This is a genomic window from Nonomuraea roseola, assembly GCF_039535395.1.
GTDB lineage: Bacteria > Actinomycetota > Actinomycetes > Streptosporangiales > Streptosporangiaceae > Nonomuraea > Nonomuraea roseola.
In genome coordinates, this window is the sequence record NZ_BAAAXC010000004.1 from 258,209 (window position 1) to 275,271 (window position 17,063).

General features: G+C 71.8%; 12 protein-coding genes. 5 read left to right on the forward strand and 7 right to left on the reverse strand.

Annotated elements, in window-relative coordinates:
* Positions 1-9: 9 nt before the first annotated feature.
* Positions 10-2,589, reverse strand: coding sequence for a helix-turn-helix transcriptional regulator (locus tag ABFX55_RS01945; RefSeq protein WP_346116985.1), 2,580 nt, complete (start codon positions 2,587-2,589; stop codon positions 10-12).
* A 179-nt stretch (positions 2,590-2,768) separates the two neighbouring features.
* On the opposite strand from ABFX55_RS01945, the gene ABFX55_RS01950 reads away from it, so the two are divergent.
* Both ABFX55_RS01950 and ABFX55_RS01955 read left to right on the forward strand, forming a co-directional pair.
* Complete coding sequence (locus ABFX55_RS01950) at positions 2,769-3,656, forward strand: ABC transporter ATP-binding protein (RefSeq protein ID WP_346116987.1); 888 nt, start codon at positions 2,769-2,771, stop codon at positions 3,654-3,656.
* Complete coding sequence (locus tag ABFX55_RS01955; protein ID WP_346116989.1) at positions 3,653-5,227, forward strand: ABC transporter permease; 1,575 nt, start codon at positions 3,653-3,655, stop codon at positions 5,225-5,227. The genes ABFX55_RS01950 and ABFX55_RS01955 overlap by 4 nt, the downstream gene beginning before the upstream one ends.
* Positions 5,228-5,229: 2 nt before the next feature.
* Here the strand turns inward: ABFX55_RS01955 and ABFX55_RS01960 are convergent, their stop codons facing one another.
* Entirely contained in the window at positions 5,230-5,487 is a 258-nt protein-coding gene (locus ABFX55_RS01960) for a hypothetical protein (RefSeq protein WP_346116991.1), read from the reverse strand.
* Between the two features lie 54 nt (positions 5,488-5,541).
* Here ABFX55_RS01960 and ABFX55_RS01965 point away from each other — a divergent pair, with 54 nt between their 5' ends.
* Positions 5,542-6,666: a hypothetical protein gene (locus ABFX55_RS01965; protein ID WP_346116993.1), complete on the forward strand. Its 1,125-nt coding sequence runs from the start codon at positions 5,542-5,544 to the stop codon at positions 6,664-6,666.
* Here ABFX55_RS01965 and ABFX55_RS01970 read toward each other — a convergent pair.
* Positions 6,624-7,649: a copper resistance D family protein gene (locus tag ABFX55_RS01970; protein WP_346116995.1), complete on the reverse strand. Its 1,026-nt coding sequence runs from the start codon at positions 7,647-7,649 to the stop codon at positions 6,624-6,626. The two genes, ABFX55_RS01965 and ABFX55_RS01970, sit on opposite strands and share 43 nt — an antisense overlap.
* Positions 7,646-8,281, reverse strand: a complete 636-nt coding sequence (locus ABFX55_RS01975; protein WP_346116997.1) for a copper resistance CopC family protein — start codon at positions 8,279-8,281, stop codon at positions 7,646-7,648. Before ABFX55_RS01975 ends, ABFX55_RS01970 begins: the two co-directional genes overlap by 4 nt.
* A 147-nt stretch (positions 8,282-8,428) precedes the next feature.
* Between ABFX55_RS01975 and ABFX55_RS01980 the strand changes: the two genes are divergently transcribed.
* Entirely contained in the window at positions 8,429-9,676 is a 1,248-nt protein-coding gene (locus ABFX55_RS01980) for an MFS transporter (RefSeq protein WP_346116999.1), read from the forward strand.
* A gap of 4 nt (positions 9,677-9,680) precedes the next feature.
* On the opposite strand, the gene ABFX55_RS01985 is transcribed toward ABFX55_RS01980, so the two are convergent.
* Entirely contained in the window at positions 9,681-10,505 is an 825-nt protein-coding gene (locus ABFX55_RS01985; protein ID WP_346117001.1) for an NAD(P)H-binding protein, read from the reverse strand.
* Between the two features lie 87 nt (positions 10,506-10,592).
* Here ABFX55_RS01985 and ABFX55_RS01990 point away from each other — a divergent pair, with 87 nt between their 5' ends.
* Positions 10,593-11,180, forward strand: a complete 588-nt coding sequence (locus tag ABFX55_RS01990) for a TetR/AcrR family transcriptional regulator (RefSeq protein WP_346117003.1) — start codon at positions 10,593-10,595, stop codon at positions 11,178-11,180.
* Positions 11,181-11,213: 33 nt separating this feature from the next.
* On the opposite strand, the gene ABFX55_RS01995 is transcribed toward ABFX55_RS01990, so the two are convergent.
* Positions 11,214-12,038 carry a DUF6807 domain-containing protein gene (locus ABFX55_RS01995; RefSeq protein ID WP_346117004.1) on the reverse strand — a complete coding sequence of 275 codons (825 nt, stop codon included), beginning with the start codon at positions 12,036-12,038 and terminating at the stop codon, positions 11,214-11,216.
* A 76-nt stretch (positions 12,039-12,114) separates the two neighbouring features.
* Positions 12,115-12,906: a Gfo/Idh/MocA family protein gene (locus ABFX55_RS02000; protein ID WP_346117006.1), complete on the reverse strand. Its 792-nt coding sequence runs from the start codon at positions 12,904-12,906 to the stop codon at positions 12,115-12,117.
* Positions 12,907-17,063 lie beyond the last annotated feature (4,157 nt).

Sequence of the window (17,063 nt, forward strand, 5' to 3'; positions counted from 1 at the left end):
GCAGCGGGTCTAGGCGAACAGGCTCAGGCGGGCCAGCTCGGTCCTGTTGGAGACGCCGAGCTTGGGAAAGGCCCGGTAGAGGTGATGGCCGACCGTCTTGGGGCTGAGGAACAGCTGCGCGCCGATCTCCTTGTTCGTGGCGCCCGTCGCGGCCAGCCTGACGATCTGGAGCTCCTGCGGCGTGAGCGCGGCCATCAGGTCGTCGGCAGGGGGCGCGGCGGCCTCGCCCGCGGCTCGCAGCTCGGCGCGGGCGTGCGCGGCCCACGCCGCCGCACCCGCCTGCTCGAAGGTCTCGAGCGCCGCCCGCAGCTGGGTCCTGGCCTGGCTCTTCCGCCTGGACCTGCGCAGCCACTCCCCGTACAGGAGCCTGCTCCTGGCCTGCTGGAAGGGCAGGTCTGAGCAGGCCACCGCCTGCTCGAAGTGCTCCTCGGGCTCGTCGGCCAGCAGGGCGAGGCAGCGATGCCGTACGGCCCGAGCCCACGGCCGGCCCGAGGCCCGCGCCCAGCTCTCGAATCGCGCCACGGGCGCGAGGTGCGGACGGCCCGACCTGACGGCGGCCTCGACCTGGTCGGGGACGAAGTACACCGCGTGCGGACGGTGGGCGAGAAGATCCAGGCGGTCGAGCGCCGCCTCGAAGCGCCCCCTGCCGAGGTCGAGCATCGCCTGCGCCCGCCCCGCCCAGTCTCCTTCCCCGCCGGAGTCGTCCCCGCCGGAGCCGTCCCTGTCCGAGTCGTCGCTGTCCCCGCCCCTGCCCGCGTCACCGGTGCCCGAGCCGGCCTCCGCGAGGTCCTCGCCCCTGAGCGCGGCGGCGAAGGCGAGCAGGCCGCGGGCGTGGGCGGCGTGCCGCAGCTGCCCGGTGTCCTGCGCGATGCGCAACGCCTCCGTCGCGGTCGTGTCCCTGGTCCGCCCGAGCAGCAGCTCGGTCTCGGCCAGCACGGTCAGGACCCCGGGCAGCCAGCCGATCGCGCCGCGGGAGCGCAGGTCGGCGGCGAGCCTCAGCAGGCTGTCCCGAGCCGAGACGAGATCCCCCGAGAGCAGGTCGAGGGCCGTGGCGCTGATCTGCAGTCCGTCCGCGCCCCCGCGGGGCGGCGCCAGGCCCGCGTGCCGCCTGATCAGGTCGAGGCCGGTGCCGGGGTCGCCGGACAGCAGCTCGACCACGCCGGTGACCATGGCCGCCGGCCCGGGGTCCAGCCGCTCCCTGACGGCGAGCAGCCCGGCGCTGTCGCCGACCGACCAGGCGACCCTGGCCGCCTCGACCAGGAGCTCGGGCCCTGCGTCGAGGAGCAGCCGCCACGCCGCCTCGGGGGAGCCGTGTTCGAACTCGACGCGGGCGCGCAGCCGTGCCAGCTCGGCCGAGGCGCCGCCGAGCCGGCGGGCCTGGTCGATCAGCACCGCGGCCCTGTCGCTCTGCCCCGAGTCGGCCGTGAGCGTGGCGGCCGCGGTGAGCCTGCGGACCCTGTCGGGTGTGGCGGGGGTGAGCCTGGCGGCGTGTTCGAGGGCGGCCGCGGCCTCGGAGTACCCCGACACCTGGCCCGCCTGCGCGGCCGTCCGCTCGAGGGCGGCCGCGATCTCCTCGTCGGGTCCTGTGGCCGCCGCGGCCAGGTGCCACGCCCTGCGGTGCGCGCCGGTGTCCCGCGCCAGGGCGCGGTGGACGGCGACGCGTTCGGCGAAGGAGGCACCCTGGTAGGCGGCGGCGCGTATGAGAGGGTGCCTGAAGGCGCCGTCCTCGACCAGCCCGGCCTGTTCGGCGGGGGCCAGCGCGGCGAGGGAGAGCCCGGTGGCCCGCAGCGCCGCGGCCAGATCCTCCGCCGCCATGGCGAGCAGGAGGGTGCGGGTGTCGGGAGGGAGCGCGGTGATCCGCTCCTGATAGGCCTCCTGGAGCCGGTGCGGCAGCGGCAGTGGCCCCGCGGGCAGGGAGTCCTGATCCATTCCAGGCAGCTCGATCAGCGCTAGAGGGTTGCCGCCCGACTCCTCGACGATCCGGTCGCGCACGTGGTCGCGAAGGCCGGGAGCGTGCTCGAGCAGCACGCTGAGAGCGGCCTGGCGGTCCAGGTCCGCCAGAGGGAGCTGGGGCAGCCCCGCGGCGGCGAGGACGTCGCGCTCCATCGCCCTGGTCGCGAAGATCAGCACGACGCCCTCCGCGTCGAGCCGCCTGGCTGCGAACAGCAGCGCCTCCAGCGAGGCCCTGTCGACCCAGTGCGCGTCGTCCACCAGGCACAGCAGCGGCGCGTGCTCGGCCAGCAGGGTCAGGGTGGCCAGGCCGATGAGAAAGCGGTCCCTGCCCTCTGACCTGGCCAGCCCGAGCGCGCCGCGCAGCGCGTCCGCCTGTGGCTCGGGCAGCGTGTCGAGCCCGCCGAGCAGGGGGCGCAGGAGCTGGTGGAGGGTGGCGAAGGGCAGCTCGCACTCGGTCTCGATGCCGCCGGCTCGCAGCACCCGCAGGCCCTGGCGCTGCCCGGCGGCGTGGTCGAGCAGGGCGGACTTCCCTGTGCCCGGCTCGGCGCGGATCACGAGGGCGGCGCTGCGGCCCTCTCTCGCACCCTCGATCAACCGGCCGACGCGCTCGCACTCCTTGTCCCGCCCGTGAAGCATGCGTCGCAACCTATCCGGCGCACGCCCGATACGCCGATCCAGGGTCGGGCCGGGCGTCCCTTCCAGGTGCGCACCCGACGGCCGAGCTCGGCTCCCCGGCATTGGGCACATGCCCGATACCCCCGGCCACGCCTGCTCTCTAGCGTTCTGAGCCGCAAGCACATCCCTCGAGGAGCGATATGAACACCGCCATCTCCGTACAGGCGCTCCGCAAGAGCTTCGGCAGGGCGCACGCGCTCGACGGACTGGACCTGACCGTGCAGACCGGCGAGGTGCACGGCTTTCTCGGCCCGAACGGCGCGGGGAAGTCCACGACCATCCGCATCCTGTTGGGCCTGATGCGAGCCACCTCGGGACGGGTCACGCTGCTCGGCGGCGACCCGTGGAGGCAGGCCACCGAGCTGCACAGGCGGCTGGCCTACGTGCCGGGAGACGTGAACCTGTGGCCGGCGCTGACCGGCGGCGAGGTGATCGACCTGCTCGGCAGGTTGCGCGGAGGGCTCGACCCGTCCCGCCGTGAGGAGTTGCTGGAGCGCTTCGAGCTGGACCCGCGCAAGAAGGCCAAGACCTACTCCAAGGGCAACAGGCAGAAGGTCGCCCTGGTGGCCGCGTTCGCCTCCGACGCCGAACTGCTCATCCTCGACGAGCCGACCTCCGGGCTCGACCCGCTGATGGAGTCGGTCTTCCAGCAGTGCGTGGTGGAGGAGAAGCAGCGAGGCAGGACCGTGCTGCTGTCCAGCCACATCCTGTCGGAGGTCGAGTCCCTGTGCGACAGGGTGAGCATCATCCGCGCGGGCCGCACCGTGGAGTCCGGCACGCTGGACGAGCTGCGCCACCTCACCATGACGCGGATCACCGCCGAGCTCGCGGGGCCCGTTCCTGAGCTGCCGTGGGCGGGCGGCCTGGTCACCGAAGGACGGCGCGTCACCTTCCAGGTCGCCGACCACGACCTCGACAAGGCCGTGCGCCGCCTGTCCGAGACCGGGATCGTCGCCCTGACCAGCCAGCCGCCCTCCCTCGAGGACCTGTTCATGCGTCACTACGAATCCGAGAAGAGCGCCCGATGACGACAGGGACCTGGAGGCTGGCCACCCTGGTCATCCGCCGTGAGCGGCTGATCGCTCCCTTCTGGATGGCGCTGCTGGCCGTACTCGCGGCCGGGCAGGCAGGCCGCTACGCGCAGAGCTTCCCCACCGCGCGCTCGATCGCCGACTTCGCCCGCGAGATGGCGGCCAACAGGGCGCTGACCGCCTTCGCGGGCGAGGTCCACTCGCCCACGGTCGCGGGGATGGCGGTCTGGAAGAACGCCGACGCCATCTACACCGTCCTGGCCCTGATCGCGATCCTCACCATCGTCCGCCACACCCGCGGCGAGGAGGAGTCCGGCCGCGCCGAGCTGGTCGGCGCGGGCGTCATCGGCCGCTTCGCGCCGTTGACCGCCGCCCTGGCCTTCACCGCCTGCGCGATGGTGGCGACCGGGCTGATCTGCGCGCTCGCCATGATCTCCACGGGCTTCGACGTCACGGGGTCGCTGAGCTTCGGCGCCGCGATCACCGCGGTCGGGCTGGTCTTCACCGGCGTCGGCGCGCTGGCCGCGCAGCTCACCGAGAGCGCCCGCGCGGCGACCGGCCTGGCCGCCCTCGTCCTCGGCGTCAGCTACCTGGTGCGCTTCACCGCCGACGGCAGCGGCCTGACCTGGCTCAAGTGGCTGTCACCCCAGGGCTGGAGCCACCTGGTCAGGCCCTACGGTGACGACAACTGGGCGGCGCTGCTGCCCGCCCTGGCGCTAGCCGCGCTGACCGCCGCCCTCGCCTACCTGCTGGCCGGTCGCCGCGACCTCGGGCACGGCCTCATCCCCCAGCGCCCAGGCCCGGCGGGATCGGTACGGCTGCGCAGCCCCCTGTCCCTCGCCTGGCGCCTGCACAGGGGACTGCTGGCCGGCTGGAGCGTCGGCTACGCCGTGGCCGGGCTGGTCCTGGGCGCTCTCGCGCGGTCCATCCCCGAGGTGTCCAGGCAGGGCGCCTCGGTCCAGGAGTTCCTGCACCGCTACACCGCCTCGCCCGAGGCGTCGATGACCGACGCCTACCTGTGGCTGATCGCCCTCAGCCTCGGCTACGTCGCCGCCCTCTATCCCCTGCTGGCCCTGCTGCGGCTGCGCAAGGAGGAACTCGAGGGCCGCGCCGAGCTGCTGCTCGCCACGCCGGTCAGCCGCATGCGGTGGGCGGGCGGCCACCTGTTCCTCGCTCTCGCGGGCAGCGCCCTCATCCTGACGGTCGCGGGACTGACGCTGGGGCTGGCCGCCGGTGACCCGCTCGGCGTGCTGGGCGGGACGCTCGTGCAGATCCCCGCGGTCTGGGTGCTCGCGGGGGTCGGCGTGCTGGTCTTCGGCCTGCTGCCCAGGGCGGCGGCCGGGATCAGCTGGGCGGCCTTCCTGTTCGTCAACCTCTTCGGCGAGGTGCTCGGGCCGATCATGGGCATCGACTACTGGATCGCCAAGTACGTCGTGCCCTTCCCCAACCTGCCGATGGTGCTGTCCGGCGAGGAGTTCGGCGCGGGCCCCCTCCTGGTCATGACCGTGATCACGATCGCCTGCTCGGCCGCGGGGCTCACCGCGCTGAAGCGCAGGGCGCTCGTCTGAGATCAGGAGACGGCGGGACAGGCGGCGCCCCTGTCCCGCCGTCCCGGCATGCTGAACCCGACCACCTCGCCGCCGGACTCGGCCACGATCGCGCGGGTGCGGCCCGAGGTGAGCGCCCGGCGCCGCAGGGCGACGTTGGGCTCGGTGACCGCCAGCCCGTCGAGGTGGTCGTCGTCGATCACGCCCCTGTAGGCGAACCTCCACGTGGCGATCCTGACGCCCTCGATGGCCTCGGCGTCGTCGAGGATGGCTGCGCGCATGGGGAAATCATGCCTGATTGCGGAGAAGGTAAAGGCCAGGCATGATGTGCTGGCGTGAGAATACGAGCAGCTGTCGAGTGGGCCCTGCCCTACTGGACCCGCGGGCAGGCCGGCCGCGAGACACCACCCGAACTTTTCAAGATCCTTTACTACGGGTGGCTGCTGGCTTTCGCCCTGAAGGTGCTGGGCTCCTCATGGGACGTCTCCTGGCACTTCAAGTGGCTGCGTGACGACCTGGCCCCTCCGCACCTGCTCAACTCGGCGGGCACGGCCATCGTGCTGGCGCTGACCATCATCCACGGCTACACCGGTTACGGCGTGGACAAAACCGCGCTGCGGCTGATCCAGTGGGGCACCGGCGTCTTCCTGGTCGCGGTGCCGCTCGACCTGATCAACCACCGCGTCAACGGGCTCGACATCACCTCATGGAGCCCGTCGCACATCATGCTCTACCTGGGCACCTTCTTCATGATCGCGGGTGTGATCCGCGGCTGGTACCAGGGCTCGGGCGGCAAGCTCGTGCTCGGCGCGCTGTTCGTCTACTTCCTGGAGAACATCCTCTTCCCCGCCCAGCACCAGGAGTACGGCGTCTTCGCCATCGCCGCGTGGGACAGGGGAGCGCCCGAGGCCGAGCCGATCCTCATGCAGTTCGCCGCCGACCAGATGGGGCGCGCTGTGGACCGTGACATGATGGTCGCCTTCTCGCTGCCGGTGCCCGACTTCCTCTACCCGGTCTACTTCACCGTCGCGGGGCTGATCGTGCTGGCGGTGGCGCGCATGATGGTCGGCAGGTTCGGCACCGCGACCCTGGTGGCCACCGTGCTGGTCGCCTACCGCGCCGCCATCTGGCCGCTGCTCAGCGTCACCGGCTTCCCCGAGTCCGCGGTGCCGTTCTTCCTGGTCATCGCGGCCGTCGCGGTGGACGTGGCCTTCCTGGTCAGGCTCCCTTACCTGCGGGCCGTGCTCGGCTCCGCGCTGGCGACCATCGCCGTGTACGGCTCGCTGGTCGCCCAGCACGCGCTGCTGGCCGCGCCGCCCTTGGCCCCCTCCTCGGCGGTGTGGGCCGCCTCGGGGCTGGCCATCGCCTGGCTGGTCATGGAGTGGTTCGTGACCAGGTTCGGGCTGCGCGCCGCCGATCAGCCGATCGGGGCGCGGGTCAGCGCGACCGCCACGCCGTAGGCCAGTCCCATCACGACGAGCTCCATCGCCGCCCAGGCCGCGATGGAGCTCTTGCGTCGGGCGGCGATGCCCGGCATGAGCCGCCACCTGATGTTCGCGGCGAGCGGGATCAGCAGGGCCACCAGCGCCACCTTGGCCAGCACGAGCAGGCCGTACTCGGAGGCGACCAGATCACCGGGCAACTCGACGCCGGTGGTGAGCGCCATCGTGGAAAGGCCGCTGACCAGGCCCGACAGCGAGACCAGGGCCAGCGAGATGGTGGCGACCTTGGAGAACTTCGGCAGCGTGAGGGCCAGCAGGTCGCCGCGGGGCGCGACCATGGCCGCCACCGCCAGCAGCCCGCCGGTCCAGACGGCCGCGCCCATCACGTGCAGCTCCATCGAGATCATGATCGGGTCGTGCCACACGGAGTCGACCGCGTGCCCCGTCACGGGCACGGGCAGCAGGCCGAACAGCGCGATCACGATCCGCAGCTCGGCGGGCACCTTCTCGCCGAACCTGACGGCCAGCAGCCCGATGCCGGCGTAGGCCAGCGCGCAGGCGGTGCTGAACAGCAGGCCCTGGCCCGCGCCCACGGTGCCGACGTAGGTGGCGATCATGCCGAGGCTCGGGACCGCGCCCGGGTTCAGCTCGGCGGTGTAGAAGACGATCGTGACCAGGGCGGTGATCGCCCAGATCCACGCCGCGGTGACCGCGTGGGCCCTGGCCCTGCTCATGACGGGCTCGGTGGAGCCGGGGTCGTCGAAGCCCAGCAGCTTGGGGAGCAGGCTGAGGCCCACCACCGCGGCGGCGGCCAGGTCGAGCAGGACCCTGACGATCGGCAGGCCGTACTCGACGAGGGGGCCTGGCATCGGGATGCCGGGGACGGCCTCCTCCGCGGTGAGCGTACTGGCCACGACCACGGACACGACGGCGGCCAGGATCAGGCCGCCCAGCATCCGCGCGCCCGTCCTTGCGACGGGCCTGACCTCGGTGACGGTCATTCGGCGGCGTCCCTGTGAGGCAAGGCGGCCGTCTCGTGGCCGGGGGAGCGGTCTGCCGCCTCGGGAGCGGGGCCGGGGGAGGGGGCGGGGTTGGCGCGGCGCAGTGCGACGATCGTGCCGCCGCCCAGCAGGACCAGCGCGCCGACCACCCACACGATGGCCATGCCGGCGCCGCCGTTCGCGGCCGCCTCCGACGCCTGGGCGCTGAGGTCGCCGGTCTGCGCGGACGGCTGCGCCGCGGGGGCCTCGGAGGAGGCGGTGCCGGTGCCCGCGACCGTGAGCGCGAACGTCACCTTGCCCGAGACGGGGTGCCCGTCGGCCGACAGGATCCGGTAGCCGATCACGTAGTCGCCCGCGGGGCCGAGCGGCCTCAGCCTCGTGACGACCTTGACGCCGCTCACCGACGCCTTGGCCGCCTCCCACCTGCCGCCGTCCGGCCCCGTCACGGTGACCTGCGCGAAGCCCTGCCGTACCGGCTGGTCGAACTCGAGGGTGACCTGTTCGGGCGCGGTCTGGAGCCGCGCCCCCTCCTTGGGGTCGCTCCCGGTCAGCACGTTGTGCGCCTGGGCGGGCGTGACCGCCAGACCCAGCGCGGCACACGCGAGCAGCAGGACCGTGACTAGCCGCCTCACCGATCATGACCTTCCGTAGAACCGCTTTGACCAAGACATGGTCCCACTGGTCACCACCCGCCGTGCTCACAGGTGTGGCCCAGATGATCCTCAGGGCGTAGCATGCGGCGCACCGCGAGTCCCCCCATCGTCCCGCGCGGAGGCCGGATGAGCAGCGTCTCCCCACCCATCTCCGGCGACGCCCTCGCCGAGCCCGTGCGCAGGGTGGGTCCCTGGTGGGTCGCGGGCATCGCGACCGCCAACCTGGCCCTGTTCGTCGGCTACTTCGCCCCCTTGCAGGTGCTGCTGCCCGAGCAGATCGCCGTGCTCGCCCCCGACGGCAAGGAGAGCGCCCTGGCCTGGGTGACGGGGGCGGGCGCGCTCGTGGCGATGCTGGCCAACCCGGTCGCCGGCGCGCTGTCGGACCGCACCACCGGCAGGTGGGGCCGCAGGCATCCGTGGACGCTGGCGGGCGCGCTGGGCGGCGGCGCGGCGATGGTGTTCCTCTCCTTCCAGACCAGCTTGCTCGGCATCGCCGTCGGCTGGTGCCTGGCGCAGGCCGCGCTCAACGCCACGCAGGCGGCGCTGAGCGCGGGCGTGCCCGACCGCGTGCCCGTCGGGCAGCGCGGCGAGGTCTCCGGCTGGATCGGGGTCCCCCAGTCGGTCGGCGTGGTGCTGGCCGTCGTGCTGGTCACCGTCGTCGCCTCCACGACCAGGTCCGGCTACCTCCTGGTCGGCGCGGTGGTGGCGGTGCTGGTGCTGCCCTTCGTGCTGACGACCAAGGATCCCAGGCTGAGCGAGCGCCCGCCGTTCGACCCTGGGCAGCTGTGGGTGAGGTCGGCCGACTTCTTCTGGGCGTGGATCACTCGCTTCCTGATGATGCTGGGCAACGCGATCTCCACGCTCTACCTGCTGTACTTCCTCACCGACGAGGTCGGCTACGAGAGGCTGTTCCCCGGCGAGAAGGCCAGCGACGGGCTGCTGGTGCTGATCCTGCTCTACACGGGCGCCGTGGTGCTCACCACGGTCGTGGCGGGGGTGGTCTCCGACCGGCTCGGCAGGCGCAGGCTGCTGGTCACCGTCTCGGGGCTGATCAGCGCGGTCCCTGCGCTCATGCTGGCGTTCTGGCCGCAGTGGCCGGTGGTCATGGCCGCCGCCGTGGTCCTCGGGCTCGGCTTCGGCGTCTATCTCTCGGTCGACAACGCGCTGGTCACCCAGGTGCTGCCCACCGCGACCGGCAGGGCCAAGGACCTGGGCGTCATCAACGTCGCCAACTCGGGGCCCCAGGTGCTCGGCCCGGTGATCGCGGGGCCGATCGTCGCGGGCCTCGGCGGCTACCCCGTCCTGTACCTGACAGCGGGGGGTCTGGCGCTGCTGGGCGCGGCGCTGGTGTGGAAGATCCGCGGTGTGCCCTGACGGCTCACCGCGCGAAGTCGGCCGCGTGGTCGGCGAGGTAGTCGGCCAGCGACCTGGGAGCGTGTCCCGTGAGGTCCTCGACCGTGCCGGTGATCTTCGACCAGGAGCTGTCGGGCACCGCCGCCATCATCTCGGCCAGCTCGCGGGCGGTCGCCTCCGGCATCCCCCAGCGTTGCTGCGCGTGCCTGGTCATCTCCTCGACGCTCAGGTCGACGTAGGTCACCGTACGGCCGAGCGCCGCGGTGAGCCGGGCGGCGATCTCCTGCTGGGCCAGCGCCTCCGGCCCGGTCAGGACATGGGTCGCGCTCTCGCCCACGGGCCCGGTGAGCAGGGCGAAGGCGACGTCGGCGATGTCGCGCGTGTCGATGTAGCCGGTGCGGCCCTTGCCGTACGAGCCGTAGAAGCGCCCGTCGGCGACCTCGCGCGGCAGGCTCTGCATGAAGCCCACGGGCTCGAGGATGGCGTGGGCCAGCCCCGACTTCCTGAGGTGCGCGTCGACCTCGCCGTGCAGGCCGCCGCTGAGCGGCGCGCCAGGGGTGGCGCCGAGCACCGACACGCTCACCACCTGGGAGACGCCCTCGGCGACGGCGCGGTCGATGACCTCCTTGTGGCGCTGGACGAAGCCGGGCCACGGCGAGGTGTTCAGGAAGAGCCTGTCGCCCATGGGGACGGACGAGGGCCGCTCGAAGTCGCCGACGGCGTAGTCGACCCCCAGCTCCTCGCCCTGTTCGGCGCGGCGTACCAAAGCCAGGACCTCGGCGCCAGACTCGCGCAGCCGGGCCACCAGCGCGCGGCCGATCGACCCTGTCGCGCCCGTCACAACGATCATCTGATCCTCCGAAAGTGGACGATGGGATTCCGCTTCTGTGGTGACGGTACTCTAACCGGAAGATGGTCGTCCACTTAGGAGGAACGGGTGCGCGCTGATGCCCGCCGCAACAGGGATCGGATCGTGGAGGCGGCGCGGGCCGTGGTGGCCGAGCGGGGGATCGACGCCCCGATGGAGCTCATCGCCCGCCGCGCCGAGGTCGGCGTCGGCACCGTCTACCGGCGCTTTCCCGATCGGCACGCGCTCATCGCGGCCATGGCCGGCCAGTACGTCCACGAGATCGACGACGCGCTCACCAGGGCGGAGGAGCAGGGGCCAGGGCCGTGGGCCGCGGTGCGCTCGTTCGTGATGTGGAGCGCCGACCAGGGGCGCGGCGCGCTGGCCGCGGCGCTGGCCGACCTGCCCCAGGAGCTCTTCGACGCCATGCCGGAGTTCACCAGGGTGAAGTCGGGCCTGGTCGAGCGGCTCGACGCGCTCGTGGCCGCGGCGCAGGAGCGGGGCGACATGCGGGCCGACGTCGGCGTGGCCGACGTGATGAGACTGCTGAGCCTGTTCACCTGCCACGCCGACCTGCCCCAGGAGCGGGCGGCCCACTACCTGCTCGTCATGCTCGACGGCATGGAGAAGAGGCTCGACGGCGCGGGGAAGAGGCTCGACTGCGCGGGGGAGGGGTGAGGGGGCCCGGCCGCGAGGGGCCGGGCCCTGAGGTCACAGCGTGTCGAGGCGCTCCCTGGACCACGCGCCGTTGCCGATGACGACGCGGTAGCTGAGCGACAGCGTCTCGTCGGCCGCCAGGCGCACCTCTTCGGAGAAGGCGATCGACGGGTTGACCGCGGCGAACGGCTCGGAGCGCACGAACCACCTCTGGCCGGGCTCGGAGACGAAGACCAGCGTGGAGTCCCTGTCCACCTCGTCGTGCCTGCCGACGAAGGCCAGCCACGAGGCGGTCCTGCCCATCATCTCCTCGCCGCCCTGACCGCCGGAGGCCAGCACCTGGCCGCCGGTGAAGGCGCGGGGGCCGCGCCAGAACAGGCCGGTGTAGCCGGCCATCGGCCTGCCGTTGGTGGTCGGGCTGCCGAACAGCAGGTCCTCGCCGCGCACGTTGGTCAGCTCGGTGGCGAACTCCAGCGTCCAGAAGTCCTCGCCCGCCGAGGTGGCGATCGTGCGCCGCTCGTCCACCCAGTGCTCGCCCGCCTGCGTCCACCATGTCAGCCGCTCGACGCCGAGCTCCAGCCACTCCTCGTGACGCATGGAGCCGTTGTTCGGCAGCTCCACGTAGCCGCCCTCGGCGCGGACGTAGCTGCCGCCGCCCCAGAAGTTCTGCCCCGATAGCCACGAGGCCGTCATCTGCAGGCCCTTGTGCCAGCGGTGGTCGTGCGGCCGGTAGCCGGTCACGACGTCGCCGTCCAGCGTGCGCAGCGGGTGGAAGTACGGTTTGGGCGACTCGAAGAGCGGCATGTCGGGACGGTAGACGTAGCGCATGACCTCGACGCCGTCGAAGGTCTCGACCAGCTCGCTTCCTGTGTCCTTCACAGCGAGAGTCCTCCGTTCAGCCGGTGGTAGAAGGGGCTGTCGGGGGTCAGCTCGGCGCGCAGGACGGGAGCACCGGTCAGCGCCGAGGCGTACAGGCCGCGTCACCAGCTCCATGGTCCTGCGGGCCTCGACGCCGCTGACCGGTGGGGCGCTCGCCCCGCTCGAAGGCGTCGAGCAGCTCGCCGAGCTGGGCGGCGTGCGAGCTCGGCACGTCCTGGGGCGGGCTCCACGCCTGCGAGGTCGAGCTCCAGTCGGCGTTGGCGTAGCCGTACAGGTGCCGCAGCTCCACCGTCGCCTGTGCGAAGTCGAAGCGCAGGTAGCTCTGCTCGCGCGGCGACAGCACGCTGTTGACCACGCTGGCCATTGCGCCGCTGGAGAAGCGGACCATGGCCATGGAGACGTCCTCGGTCTCCACGTCGCGGTCGAGCCGCCCCGCCATCGCCCTTATCTCCTCCCACTCGCCGAGGATGGAGAGCATCATGTCCATCTGGTGGATGCCGTGGCCCATCGTGGGGCCGCCGCCCTCGCTGGCCCACGTGCCACGCCACGGCACCTCGTAGTAGGCCGGCGGGCGCGGTACCAGGTGGTCTCGCCACAGCGCGACCAGCGGGCGCCCGAGAACGCCCTCGGCCATCAGTGAGCGCAGGTGGTGGGCGCCCGACCCGAAGCGGTGCTGGAAGACCACGGAGGAGTACGGCCCCGCCGCTCCCTCCGCCGCGGCGATGGCGTCGAACTCGGCCAGCGACAGGCACAGCGGCTTCTCGCACCACACCCACGCCCCCGCCTCCAGGCACTCCACCACCTGGGCGGTGTGCGTGAAGGGTGGCGTGCAGATGTGGACGAGGTCGGGCCGCTCCTTGTCGAGCATGTCGGTGAGGGAGGTGTAGGCGGCCGGCGGATGTCACGTAGCTCGGCGCGAACGCCTTGGCCCTGTCTCGTCCACAGGTCCACGCGGCGACGATCCGCGCCCTGGCGGGACTCCGTCGCGCAGGGCGGGGATCCGTGACAGGCTCCGGCGATTCCTCCACTGCCGACAATGGCGACCACGGATCATTTCTGGGGGTATCCCTCCCGTAGGGCAAGCGCTTTCCCGACCCTAGGCCGGAGGGAGGGGATGTTCAAGGCCCCGGGCCTGCAGCGCCCGGGAACCAGAGGTCAGAGGCGCGGGGGGGGCGTCGCCGCTCTCGCGCACCACCAGCTCGGTGGCCAGCTCCACCCGCCGGGTCTCGGGCGGTGCTTCGCCCCCGCCCATCGACAGCCACCGTCCTGGTAGCCAGCGCGGCCATCTCCTGCAGCGGCTGCCGTACCGTCGTGAGAGGGGGCCAGGCCGACCTCGACAGCGCAGGTCGTCGAAGCCCACACAGACAGGTCCTCGGGCACCGCAGGCCCCGCTGCCTGGCGCCTCCTCAAGACGTGTACGGCAGCCGCTGCAGGAGATGGCCGCGATGGACCAGGACCTGGTGCGTGCTCAGATCGGGGGGGCCGCGCAGCCGAGACCGCGCGACGGGTGGAGTCGGCCACCGAGCTGGTGGTGCGCAGCGAGAGCACCGCCCCGCCCGCGCTCTACTGGGACACTGGTTACGGGCGCTTGCAGGCCCCGGGCGCCTTGACACATCCCTCGACACTCCGGCCTAGGTCGGGAAAGCGCTTGCCTAACGGACGGGAATCCCCCAGGAAAACGCGATCGTGTCGCCCAATTCGGCGGCTCAGTGGTAGGAGAATCGCCGGAGCCTGTCACGTCCCGCCCCCTGCGCGGAGAGTCCCACGCAGGGCGCGATCGTCGCGCCCGTGGACGGTGGACGAGGCAGGGCATCACACCCGAGGCCGTTCGCATTGCCGAGCATCGCACACATCCACCCTCTGCCGCCCCCCGCTACACACTCTCCCTCACCGACAATGTCTCGAAAAGGGAGCGGCCCCGACCTCGCCACATCTGCACGCCGACCCTTCACGCACCACCCCCGCCCCAGGTGTGTGCGAGTGCCTGGAGGCGGGGGCGCTGGGTGTGGTGCGAGAAGCCGCTGTGCCTGTCGCTGGCCGAGTCTCGACGCCATCGCGCAGGCGGAGGGAGCGCGGGTGGCGTACTCCTCCGTGGTCTTCCAGCACCGCTTCGTGGGCGGGGGATACCACCACCCTGCAGCTCACTGATGGACGAGGCGTTCTCGGGCGCCCTCGCCTGGTCGCGCTTGTGCTGAGACCCACATTTTGTACGCCCCCGCCGGCATACTACGAGGTGCCGTGGCGTGGCACGTCGGGCCGCGAGGGCGGCCCGGCACCCACGATGGGCCACGGCATCCCACCAGAATGCGACATGATGCTCTCCATCCTCGGCGGCGAGTGGGGAGGAGATAAGGGCGATGCGGGGCGGCTCGACCGCGAAGTGGAGACCGGAGGAACGTCTCCATTGCGCATCGCGTCCGCTTCTCCCACGCGCGCAATGGCCAGCGTGGTCAACAGGCGTACCTGTCGCACGCGCGAGCAGAGATACATGCGCTTCACGACTTAGACACAGCGACGGTGGAGTGCGGCACCTGTACGGCCCTAAGCCAACGCCGACTGGAGCTCGACCTCGCAGGTCGTGGAGCCCGCCCAAGGGCACGTTACCGAGCCCCTCGACGCCTGCCCAGCTCGGCACGACGCTGACTCGGACGCCTTCGAGCGGGTGCGAGCGGCCCACGCCCCGCAGCGGCGTCGAGGCCCGCAAGGACCCATGGAGCTGGTGAACGGCCTGTACGCCTCGGCGCGACACGCGTGCTCCCGTCCTGCGCGCCGAGCTGACCCCCGACAGCCCCTTCTACCACCGGCCTGACGGAAGGACTCTCGCTGTGAAGGGACACAGCGATAAGCCGACGATGGGTCACGAAGACCTTCGACGGCCGTCACTGAGGTCATGGCGCTACGTCCTACCGGTCCCGACATAGCGCCTCTTCGGAGTCGCCCAAACCCTACTTCCACCCGATGCGGCCGCTTGGACGGCGACGCATCGTGACCCGGCTACCACGCCGCACGAACACCGCTGGCAAAGGGCATGCCAGGGGGGGTATGACGGCCTCGTGGTATCGGGCAGAACTTCGGGGGCGGCGAGCACGCTACGTCCCGCGCCGAGCGGACGGCTACGTGGCACGCACGCGCCGAAACAACAAGGCTCCATGGTCCACGAGGAGACTGCAGTGGCGGAAGCTCGGGTCGAGCGGTCTGACATACGGTGGAATAGTGTGCGACGCATAGGCGAGCGACGACAACTGGGTGTGACCGAGCGGCGCACGATCGCCACCTCGGCTGGCGAGACTTCTGGAGCTGGGCAGTTCGCCATCCGGCTGACCAACGTGCGCGGCGTAGGCACAGCCTGCTGTGTCGGCAGCCCCAACACCTAACGGCAGGCCGATGGCGGCTACACCGGCCTGTCTGGCGCGGCCCCCGCGCCCTTCACGCGGCCGTGTGCTGGCCCCGGCGGTGTCAGGGCCGGCGAGGACGCGGACGATGATAGGGCAGGAGCGCCCTGTCGGCTGGCCGTCGTCGGCTAGGCACGACAGGTGGACAGGGACTCCCACGATGGTCTTCGTCTCCGAGGCACGGCAGAGAGGTAGGTTTCGTGCGAACCTCCGAGCGTCCGCACCCCGCGGTCAACCCGTCCGATCGCATCTTCTCACCGAAGACGGTTGCAGCCTGGCACACGGCCGACGAGACGCTAGTCGCTAGCATTACGCGTCGTCACGGCAACGGCGCGCCTGTCCAGGGAATGCGCCTCGACACGCTGTGACCTCAGGGCCCGGCCCCTCGCGGCCCGGGGCCCCTCACCCCTCCCCCGCGCAGCAGACCGAGCACCTCTGTTGACCCCCGCGCCGTCGAGCCTTTACTCCACCATGTCGCCGAGCATGACAGAGCAGGTAGTGGGCCGCCCGCTTCCTGGGGCAGGTCGGAGTGGCAGGTGAACAGGCTCAGCAGCATCATAATCACGTCGGCCACGCGACGTCGGCCGGCATGTCGCACCGCCATATCCTGCCGCCGACGGCCACGAGCGCGTCGAGCGCCTCGACCAGGGCCTCCGACTTCACCCTGGGAACTCCGGCATGGCGTCGAAGAGGTTTTCGAAAGAGCTCCTGGGGGCAGGTCGGGCCAGCGCCACGCGGCCGAGCGCGACCACCGCCGCCCATGGTCGGCGCTCCACATCACGAACGAGCGCACCGCGGCACACGGTACCACTGCCCCTGCTCCTCCGCCCGGCATGAGAGCGTCGTCGATCTCGTGGACGACTGGCACCACAGGCCCTGGCCGCGATGAGCGCTGTGCCGATCCGCCCCGCCCCCCGTGAGAGCACAACAGACACGCCCGGTAGACTGGTGCCGGACGCCGAACCTCGGGCGCGGCGGGGGGCGATGAAGCCCTCCATCGGGGCGTCAGATCCCCCCGCTCCGGCCACACGCCCGTCGCACGCCTCACCACGATCCGATCCCTGTTCGCAGGCGGGCCCATTCACGCGCCCACCCCGTTCCTCCTAAGTGGACGACCATCTATCCGGTTAGAGTACCGTCTACCCACAGAAGCGGCATTCATCGTCCACTTTGGAGGATCAGATGGATCGTTGTACGGGGCGCGGACAGGGTCATGATCACAGGCCGCGCGCTGCGTCGGCCCGGCTGCGCCGAGTCCTGGCGCCGAGGTACTGGCTTTGGTACGCCAGCGCCGACAGGCGCGAGGAGTGGGGGTCGCTACGCCCGTCGGCGACTCGAGCGGCCCTGTCCACGTCCCCATGGGCGACAGGCTCTTCTGAACACCTCGCCGTGGCCCCGGCTTCGTCCAGCGCCACAAGGGGCTCATCACGACCGCGACCGTCGCCGAGGGCGTCTCCCAGGTGTGAGCGTTGTCGGTGCTCGGCGCACCCTGGCGCGCCGCTCAGCGGCGGCCTGCACGGCTCCGCACGGGCACACGACGCGCACCGCAGGAAGTCGGGGTGGGCCCCCACGCCATCCTCGGAGCCCGTGGGCTTTCATGCAGCGACTGCGCGCGAGGTCGCCGACGGGCGCT